This window comes from Nocardia implantans (assembly GCF_035544775.1).
Taxonomy (GTDB): Bacteria; Actinomycetota; Actinomycetes; order Mycobacteriales; family Mycobacteriaceae; genus Nocardia; species Nocardia implantans.
In genome coordinates this window covers 39,899-59,543 of record NZ_JAYKYQ010000019.1, presented here as the reverse complement: position 1 = coordinate 59,543, position 19,645 = coordinate 39,899, and the positions used below count along the sequence as shown (strand labels likewise).

Below are 19,645 nucleotides of genomic sequence, written 5' to 3'. Positions count from 1 at the left end.
AGGCGGGCGGATTCAAAGGTTCTAGAGTCGTGGCATGGCAATTCGGGACGACGGCGATCCTGTCAGAGGTGTCCGGGACGTCGTGGCCGTGCAACTGCCCGACTATCGGATCGACTCGATAGCGCTGCTCGGGGAGGGGGAGGACAACGTTGCCTATGAGGTCAATGGCGAGCTGATCGTGCGCTTCAGCAAGGAACCCGATCTCGGGAGCCGAGCCGCGCGGGTGATCAATGAAGCAGGTCTTCTGGCCGCGGTCGCGAGTGTGTCACCACTACCGGTTCCCGAGCCGTGTTTCAGCCTCGCCGAGCAGGGCTGCCTGGCGTATTTCGAACTCCCCGGCCGACCGCTGATCGACCTGCCGGCGTCACGGCGATCGGCCCATGTGAGGTCGATCGCCACGGCGCTCGGCCGGTTCCTCGCGGCTGTGCATGCCGTTCCGGTCGACCGGATGGCCGACTTCGTGGACGCCGACGACCAGCCGAAAGCAGTGTGGCTCGATGAGGCCGCACGGATCTACGAGACGATCGCCGACATGGTGCCCGAGGCGCATCGTCCGGCCGTGGCGGTCTTCCTCGACGCAACGCCCGCGGCGGATCGCTATGACTTGGTGTTCTCCCACAACGATCTGGGGATCGAACACGTTCTGGTGGAACCTGTTTCGGGGACAGTCACCGGCGTCATCGATTGGAGCGATGCCGCGATCGTCGACCCGGCCTATGACTTCGGTCTCATCTACCGCGATCTCGGCCCAGCAGCACTGGACATAGCGTTGGACAATTACCGCACCAGCGCCAACGACTTGCGGGCGATCCGGGAGCGCGCAGCCTTCTACGCCCGGTGCGGCGTGTTGGAGGATCTGGCCTACGGGATCGAGCACGGGTTGCGCAGCTATCTCGACAAGAGCCTTGCGGCACTGACATGGCTGTACCCGATCCCGGCGCGCTGAACCCGCTTCTCGACCCATCGGCCTGCCCGAGTCGTGGTTCGGAGCGGATGGCCGGTGGTTGTCGGAAAACGGTGCTGAGCTCACTTTTCCGCCACATCCGTACGGTCCGCATCCGTGGTCGCATCAGGACCGGTGGGTCGGAAGCGGTGTGCTCAGCTACACCGGCCGCACGACGCCTATGCGGTCTGGGCCTTCTTCCGCGATGGGCGATGCGATCGCTGGTACATCGACTTCGAGGCGCCCTACCGTCGCGGCGAAACATGCTTCGACACAGTCGACACGGACTGGATATCGTCATCGAAGACGGCAGCCGGCGATGGAAGGACCGGGAGGAACCTGCTGGTGGCTGCCACGCTGGCAAGACTGGCGTCACGCACCTTCCCGTCAGGCTCCCGAGTGCAGGTAGGCGGCCCAGAGGGAGGGGGTGCGGGGGAGAGTGCCGCGGATGGAGCGGATCGCCTCGTGCAGGGCGACGGGGGCTTTGTCGATGGCGAGATCGTCGACGTCTCGGGCGGATGTGAGGGCGGTGTAGAAGGCTTCGGCGACCTCGACGGCGGTTTCGTCATCGATGGTCCACAGGGTGCCGATGACATGGGGGTAGCCGGCGAGCTGGAAGGCGGAGGCGAGATGCGTTGCCTCGTCGAGTAGTTCGGCATGGACGATGCGCGCGGTCTCGCATGCCGAGAGGTAGGCCAGACGGGCGTGATCGAGCTGCACAGGTGCGAGAGCGGAGACTGTGAGCGGGTCGGTGGCGTGATCGTGCAACAACAAGCGGCTGAGGGAAGGGTCGCTCGGGTCGCTGGTGCCGTGGCAGATGAAGTGGGCGATCGAGCAACTGGACAAGCTCGCGAGGACGTTCGCTTTGGTAGGAAGCGTGCGCGCCGGGTCGCTGTCGGCCTCAGGGGCGGGGTCAGGCTCGGTGAGTACGACCGAGTCGGGCAATAGCCGTTCGACTATGCGGGCTTCGTCGAGTACGTGATGGAGCCGGCCGTCCACACCGGGGGTGGTGGGCATGGCGACGATCGCGGCGCGCGTCGCACCGGCCGAGTGTTGCCGGGCGCGGCGTTCCCGGGCGTAGCGGAGGGCTGCGATGGTGGGGGTGTAGGAGGACACGACCCGATCGAGGACCGATCGACCGCCGGATGTGGGCCCGCTGGAGTGGTAGCCTGCCGCGTGCACGGGCAGGAGACCGAGTATTCCTCCTGGTGCCCACCACACTCGTGGCCAGTCGGAGCCGGCCGGTGGAATCCGGTTGTGGCCCAGAGCCTCCAGGACCGGGCTTGCGGCCGTGTCCCACAGCCATTCGAGGCTGTCGAGCAATTGTCTTTCTGCCGCCCGCCGTTCGGCTGCGATCGGGGAGTAGCGGGTGACGTCCAAAGCGCGTTGGAAGTTCACCGCCCTGCCGACGACGTCGTCCATGGTCAAGCCGGGCAGGGCGAGACCGGTGACGGCCCCTTCGGCCAGCACGAGCGCGTCGCAGCGGTATCGACTGATGTTGAAGGTGACGATCGCTCCCTGTTCGGATTGCGCGAGCAGTTCGCCGATCGAGGGCGGCAGGGCGAAGGTGCGGAATCCGTCCTGTGCGCGGATTTCCGCGAGCAGTCGGTCGAATTCAGCGACGAGCTGCCTGCGGTCGCGTACGTGCCGACCGTTCTCGCTGATCACCGCGGCGGGATCGAGGGGGATATCGAGTGTGGTCGCGGCCTTGGTCTCGTGGTCGAGTCGCGCACGCAGCCGGGTGAAGCGCTGAGCGAGATCGGGGTGTCGGACCGCGAGTTCGGTCAGATCGCCGCGGATGTTCAGGGTGCGGCCGAGTAGTATTGCGCGACCGGCTTCGAGCAAGCGCAGCGCCAGTTCGGGCCGAGCCGATGCGGCGGTGGATGGATCGTTCAGCGCGAGCGCGGCGGCGTCGGCGGCGATCCCGAAACCGTTGCCCAAGGCGTGTTGCTGGTCGATTCGGTCCAGCAGCGGCGGTACCAGCTCCGGCAGTGTCCGCACCGCACCTTCGAGCATTCGTGCCGCCAGTGCGGGGTCCGAACCCGCGGCCGAGAGCGCCGCACCATGCGCTGCTCGCACGCGAATCGAGGGTGTCGCGGTCTTTGTGTCGATCGCGCGCCGGAATACACCGACCGCCTCGTCCCGGTCTGCTGCCGATGCGGTCCGCTCGAATCGCGCGTACAGTGCGCCACCGAGGCTGAGGAGCATGCCGCCCAGTCCGGGGCTCTCCGGCGTGGCGGCGGCTATGGCTTGCCTGCCGATATCGATGGCTTCGTCGATGTCGGCGAGATCGGCCGCCGCGGCGTTTTCGCGGAATCGGAACATCAAGGTGTTCTCGAAGGTGTGCAGTGTCTGCGCGCGGTCGGAATGATCAGCCGGGGTGGCGGCCACAGCCTGGCGCGCCGTGGCGATCGCTTCATCGAGATCGGCTGTGCCGGCCGTGCGTTCGAAGCGGGTGCGCAGAGCGAGGCCGAGGTTGGATCGGATGCGATTCTCCAGTCGCAGATCGTTCGATACCGTGCGAAGTGCGTCGCGGAGATGCTTGATGGCTTCGTCGATATCGGGCAGCGCCCCGATGCGTTTGAATCGGGCCCACAGGGCGGCGCCGAGCGCGGTCAGGATGCCGGCTCGGTCTGCGTGGTCGGCGGGTGCTTCGGCGAGCGCTCGGCGAGTGAACGCTACGGCGTTCTCCAGGTCGGGTAGCGCTCCGAACCGTTCGTACCTGGTCAGCAGGCACGATCCCAGCCCCGTGAGCCGTGCGTGCCGCTTCGGGTCGTCGGCGGGAGTCGCGGCCAAGGCTTCGGTGTGCAGGTCGATGGCTTCGTCGAGGTCGGTGGTCGCGGCGGTCCGTTCGAATCGGAGCATCACGCTGTAACCGTGATCTCCCGCCAGCATCGCCCGGTCGGGGTGGTCGGCGGGAGTGCGGGCGAGAGCTTGTGCGCCGACTTCGATGGCTTCGTCCAGCAGCGCTGGTGTTCCTGTGTGTTCGTACAAGGTCCGCAGACCTTGGGCATGTGCGTACAGCATCGAGAGGTAGGCGGGATCGTCGGCGGCTGCCGTGGCGACCAGTTCACCCCGCAGTCCCACCACCCGCCGCAGGTCCTCGAGAGCGCCACTCCGGTCGAAGCGCGCGTGCAGCGCCGTTTCCAGCGCGGCGACTATCGGCTCGCGGCCAGGGAGTCCGGGATCGCAGGCTGCCACGGCTTGTTCTCCGTAAGCGATCGCCGTGTCGAGATGCACGGGTTTACGGGTGCGTTCGAATCGCGCGCGCATGGTATCGGCCAAGCTGTGCAAGACCATGGGGCGATCGGGGTGCGTCGCTGAGATGAGCGGTTCCGCCTGCTCCAGCAGGTCTATGGCTTCCTCGAGGTCTTCGGGTACGGCCGTTTGCTGGTATCTGCTCCAGAGCGCGGCACCCAGCCCGGCCAGCCGTGGGCCGCGAGCCGGGTGCTCGTCCGGGGTGGCTGCCACGGCCTCGGTGTGCAGGTCGACGGCTTCGGCCAGATCCTGGGGGAATTGTGTGCGTTCGAAGCGAATGTGCAAGAAAGCGCCGAGATTGGCGAGCATGCGAGCGAGGTCGGGATGGCCGACCGGGGTCGCCGCGGCGGCCTGCCTGCCGACGTCGATGGCTTCGTCGAGGTCCGCGAGCGCTCCGGTGTGGCTGTAGCGGGTTCTGAGTGTGTTGGCGAGATTGGCTTGGAATCCGCTGCGGTCGGGATGGCCTGTAGGTGTCGCGTCCACCGCGCGGCGGCCCAGTTCCATGGCTTCGTCGAGGCTCGCCACCTGCCGGGTGGCTTTGTATCGGGTATGCAGTGCGTTCCCGAGGTTGGACAGCATGAGGCCGAGGTCGGGACTGCCTGCGGGTAACGCGGCCAGCGCCCGGCGGCCCAACGCGATGGCCTCGTCCAGATCGGCTCGCGCGCCCGCGATTTCGAAACGCGCGTGCAGTGCGCTGCTCAGGTTGGACAAAGGATGGCTTCGGCCTGCCGGATTGGCGATGGCACGCCGTCCCAGTTCGATCGCTTCGTCCAGATCCTGTGGGTTCCCGGTGTGCTCGAATCGGGTGTGCAGTGTCATCGCGAGACCGGACAACATGTTCGGGAGATCGTCGTAGTCGGACGGGGCGGTCTCGACCGCCAGCCTCCGCAGCCGGATCGCTTCATCGAGGTCGGCAGGCCCTCCGGTGAACTCGAATCGCTGCCAGAGGGCTGTCGCCAGGTTGGCGATGATGCCGGGTCGGTACGGGTGGTGCTCGGGGGTGGCGTCGATGGCATGGCGTCCCAGCGTGATGGCTTCGTCCAAGTCGATTCCGGCGCCGGCCTCGTGGAATCGGGCTCGCAGCGCGGCCGACAGTTGAGCCAGCGCTGTGCCGCGGTCGGCTCGGTCGGCGGGAATGCCGGTGAGGGCAAGTCGCCCGACTTCGATGGCACCGCGCAGATTCTCGGCGTCGCGCGTCAGGCGGAACCGCGCCAGCAGGACGATTCCGAGGTTGCACAGGATTCCGCCCCGTGCCGAACTGTCGGACGGGGTGGCGGCCAGGATGCGCCACCACAGCCGCAGAACCGCGGTGACGAACTCGACATCGTCGGATTCCTGGGTCTGGTCGAGCAATGCGACGGCAACGAGAGCGGCTTCCTCGGCGAGCAGCGGCAACAGCTGTTGTGGCAATTGTGCGAGGTCGACGCCGGTGACGAAACACGCTGTGAACATCTCGACGGCGGTCGACAGGTCACGGTGCTCGGCTTGCTGCGGCCTGGCCTCGTAGCGGTACCAGTAGAACCAACCCGCGAGCAGCGCCGACTCCAGGTCGCCGCCGTTCACCAGCGCGACGAGCTCGCGTGCCTGTCGATCGGCCTCCGGCGCGAGGACCGCTGCGGGATCGTCGGTCAGCTCCATTCTTCGGATGCGAGCGGCGATCGCGCTCTGTAGCGCGATCCGCCGGTCGGCGAAGAGACCACCCGTGGGGTCGCTGCTTGTTTCCATCCGAACCGGTCCCCCAGATGCGCACGAACGTGTATCGGAGACGGTACGCCCTGTGCTGTTCTCGTGGATGGCGTCGGCAGCGAACTCGGTGCGGCACAGGCTCGGTCGCGTTCCTTTGTGGCACAGCGTTTCCCGTGTGACGGTCGCGGCGTGGCAGGCGGATCAGCCGGACAGCAGTTTTCGCAGCGGATCGAAGCGGGCCGGATCATCGGACACCAGCTCGGTCAGGCGGTCGGCGATCGCCGCGGACAGGTGGGTGCGAATATTCCGGGCCACCGTGCTGCCCTCGTCGGTCAGCGCGACGCGGGTGATCCTGCGATCCGCCGGATCGGGCGCCCGGCCCACCAGGCCACGCCGCTCCAGCCGGTCGACCATGCCGGTGACGTTGGTCTTGTCGCAGCCGAGCAGCGCGGCCAGTTCGCCGAATGACGGCCGGTGCCGGCCCAGCAGGCACAGCACCTGCGTCTGTTGGCTGGTCAACTCGAACCGCCGTGCGGTCTCGGCGTACAGCGCGGCGGTTTCGCGATGCAGCGTCATCACCGCGGCGGCAAGATCCGGCGTTTCGCTCACCCCGGAAGTCTAACTCCCGGACTGTTGACATCACCGACCATTAAGTAGAGGATCTCGACTATCTAGTATCTCTACCGAAAGGTGGTCGGCATGACGGTCGCACTCGTCACCGGCGGTGCGCGCGGGATCGGTCGCGCGATCGCTCTGCGGCTGGCCGCCGACGGCGCGCAGGTCGTCGTGAACTACCGGCAGAACGCCGCGGCGGCGGCCGGCGTCGTCGCGGAGATCGAGCGCGCCGGTGGGCGGGCCGTGGCGGTCGCGGGCGACACCGCCGATCCCGACCGGATGACACGGCTGTTCGACACCGCCGTCGACACTTTCGGCGGACTCGACATCCTCGTCGCGAACGCGGGGGTCACCCGGTTCGCCTCGCTCGCCGAGACCACACCGGCCGATTTCGACCGTCAGTTCGCCGTCAATGCCCGCGGCACCTTTCTCGCGTTGCGCGAGGCGGCTCGCCGGCTGCGCGACTACGGCCGGATCGTGGTCGTCTCCAGTGGAGTCACCGTGACCGCACGGCCGGGTACCGGCGCCTACGGAGCAGGCAAGGGGGCCGCCGAGCATCTGGTGCGGGTCGCCGCGAATGAGCTGGGCGCGCGCGGGATCACCGTCAACAGCGTCCGGCCCGGCGCCACCCGCACGGACGCGCTGGTCGAGCAACTCGGCGCCGAGGCGGTCGCGCGGATGCCGGTCACGGCGCCGCTGGGTCGCATCGGCGAACCCGCCGACATAGCCGCGGTGGTGGCGTTCCTGGTTTCGGCCGACGGCGCATGGATCACCGGACAGCATCTCAACGCGGCGGGCGGGGCGTACTGAGCGCGCGCGGCCGCAGGCGGTGCGGTCGCGCGCCATCGAGTCACCCCAGCGCCGCGACGGCGGCTCGAGCGGCCTCGGCGACAAGAGGACTGTCGGCCTCGGCGTTCTGCTCGGCTTTCGTGGACAGGACCGCGATGACGAAGGGAGAGCGCCCCGGCGGCCAGACGACGGCGACGTCGAGGGCGCTGCCGTAGGCGGGGCTGCCGGTCTTGTTGCCCACGGTCCATCCGGGGGGCAGCGCGGCGCGAATCCGGTCGGCGCCGGTCTTGCTGGCGACGAGCCACGATTTCAATTGCGCCCGTTCGGGATCGGCGAGAACGTCGCCGAGGACCAGGGCGCGGTAGTCGGCGGCCAGTGCGGCCGGTGTGGTCGTGTCGCGCTCGTCACCGGGAACGGCGCTGTTGAGCTCGGTCTCCCAGCGGTCAAGGCGCGATGTGGTGTCGCCGATGGACCGCAGGAACGCGGTGAAACCCTCCGGACCACCGAGAAGTTTCAGCACCTGGTTGCCCGCGGTGTTGTCGGATACGGTGATCGCCGCGTCGCACAGCTCGGCGACGGTCATGCCGGTGTCGGCGTGCTTCTCGGTCACCGGCGAATTGGCGACCAGTTCGGAGCGGGAATAGCGGATCACCTGATCGAAGTAGCCCGTGGACAGCGGATGGTCGCGAAGCAGCGCACCGCAGGCGAGACCTTTGAAGGTGGAGGCCATCGGGAACCTCTCCGCGTCTCGATGGGCGACGGTGCGGCCGGAGCCGGTGTCGATCGCGGACACACCCAGCCGGGCGGCGTGGTCGGTCTCGAGTTCGGTGAACGGCGCGGCCGCGGCCGGCGGTGTGGTCTGCGAGGCGGCAGGCACGTCGGCAGCCGACCCGCACGCGGTGGTGACGAGGGACAGCGCTGATACCGCCGCGGCGGCCAGAAGTCGACGGTGACCGAGCAGGTCACGCCGAGGGGAAACGGAAATGATCACCGACGCACCACACCATCGACACGTTCGCCGACACCAATATCCGGTTCCGGCGCGGGCGAGTCGGCTTGGATATCGCCGCAGGTTTGCTCGCTCTTTCGGCTCCGGAGCGGACCGCGCCGGTGCGCGGCCGAACCGATGCCGGACGCCCCGCTGGTTCAATGACCGCATGGACCTGATCCGCCACCTTCGTTTCTTCGTTGCCGTCGCGGATGAAGGACACTTCGGCAGGGCCGCGGCCGCGCTGGACATGACCCAGCCTCCGCTGTCGCAGGGACTCAGACGGCTCGAACGGCATCTCGGCGTCGACCTCATCCGCCGTACCCGGCAAGGAGCCGTGCTCACCTCGGCCGGTGTGCAGCTGCTCCCGCGCGCTCGGCTGCTCGTGGACGACGCCGAGCGCCTGCTCGCCGAGTCGCACCGCATCGCGAACGCCCACGGCGCCGTGCACTGGGGTGCGATCACGGCACTGCCCGACCGGGTGGTCACGGCGTGTGTGGGCGCCTTGCGCACCGTGGTCGCGCCCGGCGCCGCGGTGTCGACGAGGGTGGGCACGAGCGTCGATCTGGTCGCCGATGTGCGCGCCGGCATGTTCGATGTGGCGGTCATCGAGCACCCCGCCCTGGTCGACGGGGTCGAGGTGCGCCCGGTCGTGAAGGTGCCGCGCTGGCTCGTGGTGCCGTCGGATCATCGCAGCGCGGCCGCCGAACGCCCCACCTTTCCCATGCTCGCGGGGTTGAACTTCGCTTGTCCGCCCCGCGCGGCCAACCCACCCGCCTTCGACACCGCCGTGGACCTGCTGCGTGAGCGCGGGCTGGACGCACCGACCGTGCCCGCGCCAGACGATCGCACCCTGTTCGCGGCGGTGGCGGCCGGAACGAGTTTCGGTCTCACTGCTACGGCTCCCTCGCGCACGCCCGGCGTGACGTGGCTGCGCATCGCGCCGCAGGCGGTCGCCCTGCGCGTCCGCGTCGTCCACCGGCCCGGCGCCGACGCCCATGCCGACGCGGTCGACCGGGTCCTGTACCGGGAACGACTGCGGTGAGCACCGTCGAGGACCGCATCCGCGCCGTGTTCGCCGACGCCGGATGCACCGGGTGGTTGCACGCCCGCCGGTGCGACGGCTCCGCGACCGAGATCTCCGTGGGCGGTGCCGAGCGGGTCGTGCTGGCGTCGGTGTACAAGTTGCCGCTGTTCGTCGCGTTCTGCCGCCATGTCGACGCCGGGCGCATCGATCCCGCTACCCGGCTGACGGTGGTCCCGTCCGACTGCACCCCCGGCCCGACCGGCATCGCCGTCATGCGCGATCCGGTGACCATGAGCCTGCGCGACCTGGCGACGTCCATGATGACCGTCTCCGACAACGCCGCGGCGGACGTCCTGCTCGGCGCGACCGGACTCGGCGCCGTCGAGAGCCTGCTGGACGATCTCGGCCTCGAGCGCACCCGCATCGTGGGCGGCACCGCCGACCTGCACCGCAGCCTCGTCCGCGACACCGACACTCACAGCACCGCGGAGGCGTTCGCGGCGCTGGCGCAGAACGACGACGCATGGTCGGTGTCGGCGTACGACCCGTCCTACACCAGCGCGACCACGCCGGAGGAGATGACGCGGCTGCTGCGCGCGCTCTGGAACGGCACGGTGCTGTCCGCGGAGCAGACCGACTTCGTCCGCGCCGTCATGCGCCTGCAGGTCTGGCCGCATCGCGTCGCGGCAGGCTTTCCGCATCGCAACGTCTCGACCGCGGGCAAAACCGGCACCATCGGGGTGATTCGCAACGAGGTAGCGGTTGTCGAATTTCCTGGCGAGCACCCCGTCGCGGTTGCCATATTCACTCGCGCGGCCCGCGCGGACCCGCACCTGCCCGCCGTGGACGCCGCTATCGCCGAGACCGCCCGCATCGCCGTCACCGAACTCCGGCTCCCTTTGCCCTAGCAACAGCGGTGGGAAAGGTGAGAATGCCGCGCCCGAATATCTGCTTGGGCACGCCGGAGTCTGCTACCAGGCTTTCAAAGAGCCTGCGCCATGGAGTCGATCGAGGATTTCGGCGGCGGACAACGGATGCGCCGCGGCGCGCGTGATCTCGGCGGCGTGGCCGGCGGGGCACCTGCCGGACGGGATGGACACCGTGGTGCACAACGCGCAGTCCTCGATCGCGCCCGTGCGATGAGCTCGGATGTTGCGGCCATCGAGCGCGGCGACCACGCCGAACATACTGGGTGGAGTGAGGGACATGTGAACAGCATTCTGGCTTGTAGGATCGCGAAGTCCGCCTGCGTGGCCGACCTCCTTGGCGGCCTACCGACGTCGTTGTCGAGGGCGGGGCCCGGTGACGGCCTCGCCGGCCGGACCTGTGCCTGAGCACGCATCCAGCATGGTCGGGTAGGTACGGGCCCCGCATCGGTGATTTCACCGGCATATACCTATTTACGGAAAGGTCGGAGCCTGTCGATATCGCGAGCCTTGTTGCTGGCGTGGCTGATGAGACATGGGGGAATTCCGGCGCCGAATTCGGCGCAGAGGATCAAGGGATTGACCGGTCAGCGGGCGGGTAATTCGGCGATGGCGAGACGCCCAGGCCTGGGGCACTCCGGCGCGGGCGTCGGACTTCCGCGGACGGTGAGGACGACAGATCATGACTGAGCTGGGCGAGGGTGTCTATCGGATCGTCAATGCGGGCACGGGTTGCGTGTTGGCGCTCGAGAGCGCTGACCAGGTCAGAGTCGTGGGGGAGCCGGGCGTCGAGGACGGCTGGCAGCACTGGCTGCTGTCGAGCGCGCCGGAGTTCGGCGAAGAGATCTGGTACATCACCAACGGCCGCACCGGCACGCGGCTCGGACTCGGCGATGGGCTGGCTTGCGAAGGGACTCGTGTCGAGTGCAGCGGGACACCCATGGGGTGGCAGATCGTGACCGACGAAGCCGACGCCGACCGCTATCGCATCGCGGTCTGGCCTGCCTGCGAACTCGTTCTCGGGCTGTCCGGACACGACGGTGGTGCGGAGGCCGACCAGATCGGACTGACGCGGTATGCGCCCGCCAGCAGCACCCAGCGATGGCAGTTCCAGCGCGCCTGATCGCGAAGCACTACGGAAAGGAGAAGGTTATGACTGCTTCGCGTACCTATCTGGTCCGTCTCGATCCGCTCCTCCTCGGCCACGGGGTGACTGCGCGCGGGGGCCGGGAGCAGTTCTTCGACTGGCTGGCCGAGAGCGAGGCCGAGGTCGTCCGGCTCTGCGGCGCCGACCGCGTCGTCATCGCTTCCGAACCCGAGGTAGCCGACCGGGCCGGATACCTCGAGTACGTTCTGGGCGTCGAACCTTATGAGTGACCGGACTTCTCGGGGAAAGCGAGGTCCCGGTCCGACACCCTGATCGTGTCGGACCGATCATCCGGTCGTAACCCCCTAAGGGCGCAAAGGCACGCAAAGCCCGGCCGCCGGAACGAGCGTTTTGCCCAGACTGGGAATGTTGGGCCTGGCGGGCGGCTGTGGGTGCCAGCTACTGCCAGGCCCAACCCGCCGGATCATCGGTCGAGCCATGCGGCACGGACGGCCACGCAACGAATTTCACACCGGCAGCCGGATCGATGCGGCGATACGCTGTGCCGGGCAACCATTCGGCATACGGTTCGGTTCGAGCAGGAGTTACGGCGGTGGACAAGCCTCACCTGACGGTGGAGACCTCGACTACCCAGGGTGTCGAGCCGGGCGAACGCGCGGACTACTGGGCGGAACTCATCACCTCCTATCACCGGCGCATGGCATACGACTTTCCCGGCGGGAGCGACTTCAACGGGCGTACGAAACTGTGTCGCACCAGTAAGTACCAGTTGGTGGGGTGGAAGTCCGACGGTGTGTCCTACGTCCGGACGCCCAACCACGTACGCGACGACAGCGACGACGATTTCCGGCTTCTGCTCACTTTCGCAGGCCGGACGGAACTCTGGGACGACGGTGGCGGAGCACATCTGCCGCATCGTGCCGGCCGTCTGGTGACCCTCGATCGGCCGATCGGCCTCCGGCACGGGCACGGCACCAGCGGTGTGCTGATGACGATCCCGCGCCATGAGCTCGAGCACCGCGTCGACACCGAGGATTCCCTGTTCGCGCGACCGATGGACTTGACCTCCGGGCTGGGGCGGGTGGTGACCGACATGCTCACCGGCCTGCTCGAGGAGAGCGATGCGCTCGACGGCTACCAATTCGACGCCGCGGCCTCCCACATCGTGGATCTGCTCTGCATGCATGCGCGCGCTCGGAAGATGACGAGCATCGACCACCTCGACAAACTGGACGCGGCGATACGTCATCACGTCCGAGCGCACGCCACCGACCCCGGCCTTTCCACCGCGACCATCGCGCGCTCGCTCGGCTGGTCGACCAGACAGATCCAGCTCGCCCTCCGGCATTCCGGAACCACACCGCGGGAACTGATCCGAGAAGAACGCTTGCAACTGGCGTACCGGCGGTTGAGCGATCCCTCGTTTCGTCACCAGAGCATCGCCGCGATAGCGGGCGGTCTGGGTTTCGGTTCGGCCAGCGCGTTCAGCACGATATTCCGGCGGCGCTTCGGAGTCAGCCCCCGCGATATCCGCCATTCGGTCCGGCCGGCCACCGCCGCCGGCAGGTGAGATCGGCCGCGAGCGGCAGATCGTAGGAGCTGGCGTATCGAGGCAACTTTGCGCGCGGGAGCAACTTCTGTTCGCGCGCGAGCAACTGACGCCGGACGGCGATGACTAACGTCCGCATTGCCCACCGATATGGCGGCGTACCAGTGGTTATCGCAAGGAGGATCAGGTGCGCGAAGCTACAGCAACGACCATCGGGAACGTTCGATGAGTCGCTGTCGCGCAGTACGTGTTGCCGGCGTGAAGCGGTGGCCCCGTTGGCCGTCGAGGTGATCGAAAGACGGAAACCCGTATCGTTTCCCGCGGAAGTATGGATCGTCTCGGTCACCACCTTTCTCAGTCGATCGGTGGGATTCCTCGCGCTGTACTCCACGGTGTTCTACACATCGATCGGGCTGAGTGCCGCCGCTCTGTCGCTGGCATTGTTCGCGGCCGGGCTCGCCGGCGTGCTCGGGTCGCTGGCCGGCGGGTGGTTCGCTGCCCGGTTCGGGTCGACCGACGTACTGATCGCGGGCTCCGTACTGAACGTTCCACTGTTGTTCCTGCTCGGATCGCTGTCGACGGAGCCGGTCTCTGCGATCGTGTCGGCATCCCTGAGCGTCGCGGTGACACAGTCGTTCGCCGGGCCCGCGGCCGCGTTGGTCACCGGCTCCGGCTACCAGGGCGACACCGTGACCGTGGTCGCCTTCCACCGGATATTTCTCAGCAGCGGCGTCACGGTCGCTCCGATCGTTGTCGCGGTGGTCGGCGAACAGAACTTCTCGACGCTGTTCTTCCTGTCCTCGCTCGGCTCGCTGCTCACCGGGGTATTGCTGTTGAGTGAGCGCGCCAGGCTGCGGTCGGCAGAAGAACGCGCGCGGACGCGGGAGAGTGCGACGGAATTCGATCCCCGTTCCGCGACGGAAACCGGATACGACACCTTCCGGACGGCGCGGCTGTGGGCGGTTGTCGGAGTGTTCGCAACGGCCATGGCGATCTACGCCCAGAGCACGAGCGGAACACCGCTTTCCCTGGAACGGATTTCCGGCGGGGGGCAACTCTACGGTGTTCTGATCGCGGTGAATTCGATCTTCATCATCGTCTGCGAGTTGCCGCTGAGCTTCGTGACATCACGGATCCGGTGGAACTACGCGCTCGGGCTCGGCATATTCGTCACGGGGCTTGGACTCGCGGTGTGCGGGCTCGGGACCAGCTGGACCGTCTGCATTTCGGGCTTCGTCCTGTTCTCCCTCGGCGAGGCGATTTTCCTTCCGCAGGCGAGCGCGGCGATAGCGAAGCTCTCTACCTCGTCGGAGAACGCGAGGTATCAAGGTTTTCTTTCGGCCGCCCAGTCGATCGGCTTCGCGGTCGGGCCCGGGATCGGCGCCTTCGGAGTCCTGCACGATCTCTCGCTGTACTGGGCGCTGGTCGTCCAGATCTCATTCGTCACGGGGGCGGTAGCGGTGGTAGCGGGGGTAGACAAGAACAGGAGTCCGGACCGTGTCCGATAAGTCGGTCTTGATCGTCGATCCGGTGAGTTCGGGAACGCTGTACCCGTCCTTGCTCGAAGGATATGGCATCGACACCCTACTGCTGGATACCGACCAGGCGCTGGTGTCGGGATTCCGCCGCGCGCCCACACCCGGAGCGTTGAATTTCGAAGCCGACTTCGGATCGTCCTACCGGCTGCTGCTGCGGTGGTGTCTGGACCGCTCGGTGAAATACGTGATCGCCGGATCGGAACCGGGAGTCGAGCTGTGCGATCGTCTGCGCGCGGACCTTCCCGACTGCCCCGGCAACGACACGACCGCGCCGACGCGCAGATGGGACAAGCAGCGCATGTTCGAAGCCTTGGCGGCCGCAGGCGTGCCGAGTCTGACGACCCGGGCTGTCGAAGCGCATGGGAATGCCGTTCCGCCCGAGGCTATCGCGGAGTTGCGCGCCGGCCGGAAGCTGGTCGTGAAACCGGCCAGGGGAGCCGCCTCCGTGGACGTTCGATTGGTGGACACTCCGGACCAATTGACTGCCGCTGTCTCCGCGATCACCGGCAACGCCGGACTCTTCGGGTCCGGCTCGGCCGCGCTGATCCAGCAGATGTATCCCGCGCCCAGAGTCGAATACGCCGTGGACACCTTCTCCACCCCGGATGGACACGAACTTGTCTGTGTCAGCGTGTACGACAAATGGGTGTCGGCTTCCGGCGACTTCGTTTATGAGCGGGGGCGCTGGCTCGAGGGTGACGACCCCGTGGTGGGCGAGCTGACGGATTACGCGTGCCGCGTGCTCGACGCGCTCGGGGTGCGCGTCGGTCCCGCGCACATGGAGATCATGTCCGGTGCGCTCGGTCCCCGCCTGATCGACTTCGGCGCCCGAGCGCATGGGATCGGTCACCCTCGGCAGACCTATCTGCTCACCGGGAACTCGCAGATACACCGCGAATGCGAGTACATCGCCGAACTTTTCGGCATCCGCGCTCCGGCGCCGGAGCGCAGGACCGGTTACGCCCTGTCCCAGCGCGGCGCGCTCGTGCTCTTCAGCATCGATCACCAGGCCCGGTATCTGGGTGGGGCAGAAGCGGAACTCGCAGGACTCCCCGGCGTGCTGGAGGTGCGGATGGCGGCCGAGCGGGGCAGGACATACCCGGCTACCAGGTCCATGATGGATTCGGTTGCGCTGGGACTCGCCTTCGTCGTCGCCGGGGACATGGCGGAACTGGATTTCCGGTGTGCCGAAGTCCGCAAGCGAGTCCGGGACTTTTTCACGGCCGCCTGAAGTCGAGCTGAATGGTCGGGGATTCTCCCTCCCTTTTCAACATATATCGCACCGGGGGACTTGCGGCAAGGCCGGGTGCATGGCGCAGAATGTCCGGCCGAAGGGTCAGGACCTGCGAAAACGTGCGGTTCGTGCGGTCTGCGCGGACCGCGGGAGCGCCTGGCGGAACGCAAACTCTCGGCAGATGGGTGGCTCATGTTCGATGTGATCGTTGCCGGCGCGGGTCCGACCGGCTTGATGCTGGCCGGTGAGCTGCGGCTGCACGGCGTGCGCGTGGTGGTCCTGGAGAAGGAGGTCCAGCCGCCTGCGTATGTCCGCTCCCTTGGCCTGCATGTGCGCAGCATCGAGGTGATGGATCAGCGTGGTCTGCTGGAGCGGTTCCTCGCGCTCGGCCGCAAGCACCCGCTCGGGGGCTTCTTCGCCGGCATCACCAAGCCGCCGTCCGAGCGGCTGGACAGCGCGCACGCCTACGTGCTCGGCATTCCGCAGCCCAGCACCGATCGCCTGCTGGCCGAGCACGCCGTCGAGCTCGGCGCGCAGATCCGGCGCGGCGACGAGGCGACCGGGCTGAGTCAGGACGAGGACGGGGTCACCGTCGAGCTGGCCGACGGCACGCGGTTGCGCGCGCGTTACCTCGTCGGCTGCGACGGCGGCCGCAGCACGGTGCGCAAGCTGCTCGGCGTCGATTTCCCCGGCGAACCGTCCCGCCGCGACACCCTGCTGGGGGAAATGGAGGCGACCGAGGATCCGGAGACGATCGCCGCCACCGTCGCCGAAATCCGTAAGACTGAGTTGCGATTCGGCCTGGGACCGCTCGGCGACGGGGTGTACCGCGTCGTCGTACCCGCGGCCGAGGTGGTCGAGGACCGTGCGGTCACGCCGACGCTCGAGGAGTTCGCGCGGCAACTGCGGGCGTTCGCGGGCACCGACTTCGGGGTGCATTCGCCGCGCTGGTTGTCCCGATTCGGCGACGCCACCCGGTTGGCCGAGCGTTATCGGGTCGGGCGGGTGCTGCTGGCAGGCGACGCGGCGCATGTCCACCCGCCGATGGGCGGGCAGGGACTCAACCTGGGCGTTCAGGACGCGTTCAACCTCGGCTGGAAACTCGCCGCCGAGATCAAGGGCTGGGCGCCGGAGGGGTTGCTGGACAGCTACGAGAGCGAACGGCGGCCCGTGGCCGCCGACGTTCTGGACAACACCCGCGCGCAGGCCGAGCTGATCTCCACCGAACCGGGCGCCCAGGCGGTGCGCCGACTGCTGTCGGAACTGATGGACTTCGAGGAGGTGAACCGGTACCTGATCGAGAAGGTCGTCGCGATCGGCATCCGCTACGACTTCGGCGATGGCCACGATCTGCTCGGCCGTCGCCTGCGCGACGTGCGATTGCGAAGCGGCCGCCTCTACGAGCTGATGCACGACGGGCGCGGCCTGCTCTTGGACCAGACCGGCGGGCTCTCGGTCGCCGGGTGGGCGGATCGAATCGACCACGTCGTCGACGTCAGCGAGGAACTCGAGGTGCCCGCCGTCCTGCTGCGCCCCGACGGCCACGTCGCATGGGTCGGCGATGAGCAGCAGGATCTGCTCGAGCACCTGCCGCGCTGGTTCGGCCGGCCGGCGTAGCCACGCTATTTCTGCGCGATCTGCTGTGCGGTGGCGTAGGCGAGGTGGAGGAAATCGGCACCGGTCAAGGCGGCCAGAGCGTCGGCGACCATGCGGGTGGTGCGCGGCGCGAACACCTGGCCGAGGGTGAATCCGGTGATCACCCAGACATCGAAGCAGAACGGGCAGGTGAGCAGCTCTCCGATGCTGTGCGCCAGACCGTCGGTGGCCGCGGGTTGCTCCATGACCTCGCCGGGGCCGCCGTCGCCGGTCGGCCGCGTGAACGGAGCCCGGATCGGGGCGGTGATCGCATCCTTGGTCACGGTCCGGGACAGTTTGTGCGCCGCCAACGCCGTGACCACCAGATCTTGCACGCTCATCGCCTGTGGCAGCTTGCGGCCGGTCACTCTGCCGAGCACAGCGGCGACGGTCACGGTGATGCCGAACATCACCATGGTGGCGAGATATCCGCGCAACGAGCCGTGGTGTTCGGTCGCCCCGCGTTCGGCGTCACTCATGTGGCGTGCATACCCAGGCAGGCGGAGCCCACACGGAGGCGCGCCATCGTCGCCCCGGCCCGATGCCGCCATCGGAGCCCTGCCGCCCGGAGGCCGATGAGGGCCGCCTGCGATGCCACGGCGCCGCGACGTTCGCCGAGAGCCGACCGGCGTTTCCGCCGGACCGATGGTGGTATGCCAGCCCGATGACGAGCTCGTCCGATTACGAAAGCCGCCTGCGGGACGCCGCCGCCGAGAAGTTCGGTTTGGCGCACCTGCACGACGAGCAACTGCGTGCCATGGAGCAGGTGATGGCAGGCAAGGACGTGCTCGTGGTGCTGCCGACCGGTGCGGGCAAGTCCGCGATCTATCAGGTGCCCGCCTTGCTGCTCGACGGTCCGACCGTGGTGGTCTCTCCGCTCATCGCGTTGCAGAACGATCAGATCGATGGCATCGAGGGCAGCCGTGCCCCGGACGCCGTGGCGTTGAACTCCACCCAGCGCAAAAGCGAGCGCCGGGCGGCCTGGGACGCACTACGCCGCGGTGACGCCGAGTACATCTTCCTCTCGCCGGAACAACTGGCCAACGACGATCTGGTCGATGAGCTAGCGGCCCTTCGGGTTTCGCTGTTCGTGGTGGACGAGGCGCATTGCGTTTCGGGATGGGGGCACGACTTCCGGCCGGACTATCTGCGCCTGGCTCCGGTGGTCGAGCGGCTCCGGCGTCCCAGGGTGGTCGCCTTGACGGCGACCGCCGCACCACCGGTCCGGCGCGATATCGTGACGCGGCTCGGCATGCGCGACCACGGTGAAGTCGTCGCCAGTTTCGATCGACCGAACCTGCACCTGGCTGTCGAGCGATTCACCAGCGACGCCGACAAGCGCGGCGCCGTCATCGCTCGCATCCGGACGCTGGCCGCCGACCCGGCGACCGGGAACGGACTCGTCTACGTGGCCAGCCGCAAGGACAGCGAGTTCTACGCGCGGGAATCGGCGGAGTCGGGCATCCGGGTAGCGGCCTATCACGCGGGGATGAAGGCCACCCTCCGCGACGAGGTGCACCAGAACTTCCTCGCCGGGGATATCGACGTGGTGGTGGCCACCTCGGCCTTCGGCATGGGCATCGACAAGCCCGATGTCCGCTTCGTCGTCCACGCGTCTGCGCCGGATTCGCTGGATTCCTACTACCAGCAGATCGGCCGAGCCGGACGTGACGGCGAGTGCGCCGAGATCATCCTGTGCTACCGCCCCGAGGACCTGAGCCTCCAGAGATTCCTCACCTCGAGCAGGGTCCCCGCGGACACCATCGCCGAAGTCGCCCGTGCCCTGTATCGGCGCGACGATCCGGTGCGGCCGTCCGAGCTCGAAGTCGACGCCGCCCCCGCTCGCCGCACGCGGGCGATCAACCTGCTCGAACAGGTCGGTGCGATCACGACCACCGCGAAAGGTCTGATCCGAGCCGATCGAGGACGCGCACCCGAGCGCGCGGTGGAACAGGCAGCCGAGGCCGCACAGGCCTACGAAGAACTGACCGCTTCGCGCATCGACATGATGCGTGGCTACGCCGAGACCACCGGCTGTAGGCGGCAACATTTGCTCGGCTACTTCGGTGAGCAACTTCTCGACCCGTGCGCCAACTGCGACACCTGCGATGCCGGAACGGCCGCCGAGCGCGTCCCCGGTGGCGACGAGTTCCCGGTGGACAGTTCGGTCCGGCACCGCGCTTGGGGCGAGGGGATCGTGATGTCCACCGAAGCAGATCGCCTCACGGTGCTGTTCGAGGAGGTCGGTTACAAGACGCTGTCCCTGCCCGAGGTGCGTAAGCACAACCTCCTCAGCCGCCGCTGAGCGATCGGCGGTCCGCGGCGGGAAGCCGGCGCGGCCCAGGTGAT

General features: G+C 67.8%; 16 protein-coding genes. 11 read left to right on the top strand and 5 right to left on the bottom strand.

Going from position 1 to position 19,645, the window contains the following annotated elements; all coding sequences use genetic code 11:
• The first annotated feature begins 34 nt into the window (after positions 1 to 34).
• Positions 35 to 946, top strand: coding sequence for a phosphotransferase family protein (locus U3653_RS31345; RefSeq protein ID WP_195083315.1), 912 nt, complete (start codon positions 35 to 37; stop codon positions 944 to 946).
• Positions 947 to 1,330: 384 nt separating this feature from the next.
• Here the strand turns inward: U3653_RS31345 and U3653_RS31340 are convergent, their stop codons facing one another.
• Complete coding sequence (locus tag U3653_RS31340) at positions 1,331 to 5,926, bottom strand: CHAT domain-containing protein (RefSeq protein WP_195083314.1); 4,596 nt, start codon at positions 5,924 to 5,926, stop codon at positions 1,331 to 1,333.
• A gap of 162 nt (positions 5,927 to 6,088) precedes the next feature.
• Positions 6,089 to 6,496, bottom strand: a complete 408-nt coding sequence (locus U3653_RS31335) for a MarR family winged helix-turn-helix transcriptional regulator (protein WP_323124021.1) — start codon at positions 6,494 to 6,496, stop codon at positions 6,089 to 6,091.
• A 90-nt stretch (positions 6,497 to 6,586) separates the two neighbouring features.
• Here U3653_RS31335 and U3653_RS31330 point away from each other — a divergent pair, with 90 nt between their 5' ends.
• A complete protein-coding gene (locus U3653_RS31330; RefSeq protein ID WP_195083313.1) occupies positions 6,587 to 7,312 on the top strand; it encodes an SDR family oxidoreductase in 726 nt (241 codons plus the stop codon).
• A gap of 40 nt (positions 7,313 to 7,352) precedes the next feature.
• Here U3653_RS31330 and bla read toward each other — a convergent pair whose 3' ends face one another.
• A complete protein-coding gene (bla, locus tag U3653_RS31325; protein ID WP_195083337.1) occupies positions 7,353 to 8,252 on the bottom strand; it encodes a class A beta-lactamase in 900 nt (299 codons plus the stop codon).
• A 196-nt stretch (positions 8,253 to 8,448) separates the two neighbouring features.
• Between bla and U3653_RS31320 the strand changes: the two genes are divergently transcribed.
• Positions 8,449 to 9,324, top strand: a complete 876-nt coding sequence (locus U3653_RS31320) for a LysR family transcriptional regulator (protein WP_195083312.1) — start codon at positions 8,449 to 8,451, stop codon at positions 9,322 to 9,324.
• A complete protein-coding gene (locus U3653_RS31315) occupies positions 9,321 to 10,214 on the top strand; it encodes a serine hydrolase (protein ID WP_195083311.1) in 894 nt (297 codons plus the stop codon). Before U3653_RS31320 ends, U3653_RS31315 begins: the two co-directional genes overlap by 4 nt.
• Positions 10,215 to 10,277: 63 nt before the next feature.
• On the opposite strand, the gene U3653_RS31310 is transcribed toward U3653_RS31315, so the two are convergent.
• Positions 10,278 to 10,493, bottom strand: a complete 216-nt coding sequence (locus tag U3653_RS31310; RefSeq protein WP_195083310.1) for a hypothetical protein — start codon at positions 10,491 to 10,493, stop codon at positions 10,278 to 10,280.
• A 421-nt stretch (positions 10,494 to 10,914) separates the two neighbouring features.
• On the opposite strand from U3653_RS31310, the gene U3653_RS31305 reads away from it, so the two are divergent.
• The 6 genes from U3653_RS31305 (at position 10,915) to rox (ending at position 17,278) form a co-directional block, all read left to right on the top strand.
• Positions 10,915 to 11,355, top strand: coding sequence for an RICIN domain-containing protein (locus U3653_RS31305; protein WP_195083309.1), 441 nt, complete (start codon positions 10,915 to 10,917; stop codon positions 11,353 to 11,355).
• A 29-nt stretch (positions 11,356 to 11,384) separates the two neighbouring features.
• Positions 11,385 to 11,609, top strand: coding sequence for a hypothetical protein (locus U3653_RS31300; RefSeq protein WP_195083308.1), 225 nt, complete (start codon positions 11,385 to 11,387; stop codon positions 11,607 to 11,609).
• Positions 11,610 to 11,932: 323 nt separating this feature from the next.
• Positions 11,933 to 12,910, top strand: a complete 978-nt coding sequence (locus U3653_RS31295; RefSeq protein WP_195083307.1) for a helix-turn-helix domain-containing protein — start codon at positions 11,933 to 11,935, stop codon at positions 12,908 to 12,910.
• A gap of 101 nt (positions 12,911 to 13,011) precedes the next feature.
• Positions 13,012 to 14,397, top strand: a complete 1,386-nt coding sequence (locus U3653_RS31290; protein ID WP_323124023.1) for an MFS transporter — start codon at positions 13,012 to 13,014, stop codon at positions 14,395 to 14,397.
• Positions 14,387 to 15,658: an ATP-grasp domain-containing protein gene (locus U3653_RS31285; protein ID WP_195083305.1), complete on the top strand. Its 1,272-nt coding sequence runs from the start codon at positions 14,387 to 14,389 to the stop codon at positions 15,656 to 15,658. The genes U3653_RS31290 and U3653_RS31285 overlap by 11 nt, the downstream gene beginning before the upstream one ends.
• Positions 15,659 to 15,853: 195 nt before the next feature.
• A complete protein-coding gene (gene rox, locus U3653_RS31280; RefSeq protein ID WP_195083304.1) occupies positions 15,854 to 17,278 on the top strand; it encodes a rifampin monooxygenase in 1,425 nt (474 codons plus the stop codon).
• Between the two features lie 5 nt (positions 17,279 to 17,283).
• Here the strand turns inward: rox and U3653_RS31275 are convergent, their stop codons facing one another.
• Complete coding sequence (locus tag U3653_RS31275; protein WP_323124024.1) at positions 17,284 to 17,775, bottom strand: DUF1360 domain-containing protein; 492 nt, start codon at positions 17,773 to 17,775, stop codon at positions 17,284 to 17,286.
• Positions 17,776 to 17,960: 185 nt separating this feature from the next.
• Between U3653_RS31275 and U3653_RS31270 the strand changes: the two genes are divergently transcribed.
• Positions 17,961 to 19,601 carry a RecQ family ATP-dependent DNA helicase gene (locus U3653_RS31270; RefSeq protein WP_195083302.1) on the top strand — a complete coding sequence of 547 codons (1,641 nt, stop codon included), beginning with the start codon at positions 17,961 to 17,963 and terminating at the stop codon, positions 19,599 to 19,601.
• The last annotated feature ends 44 nt before the right edge of the window (positions 19,602 to 19,645 follow it).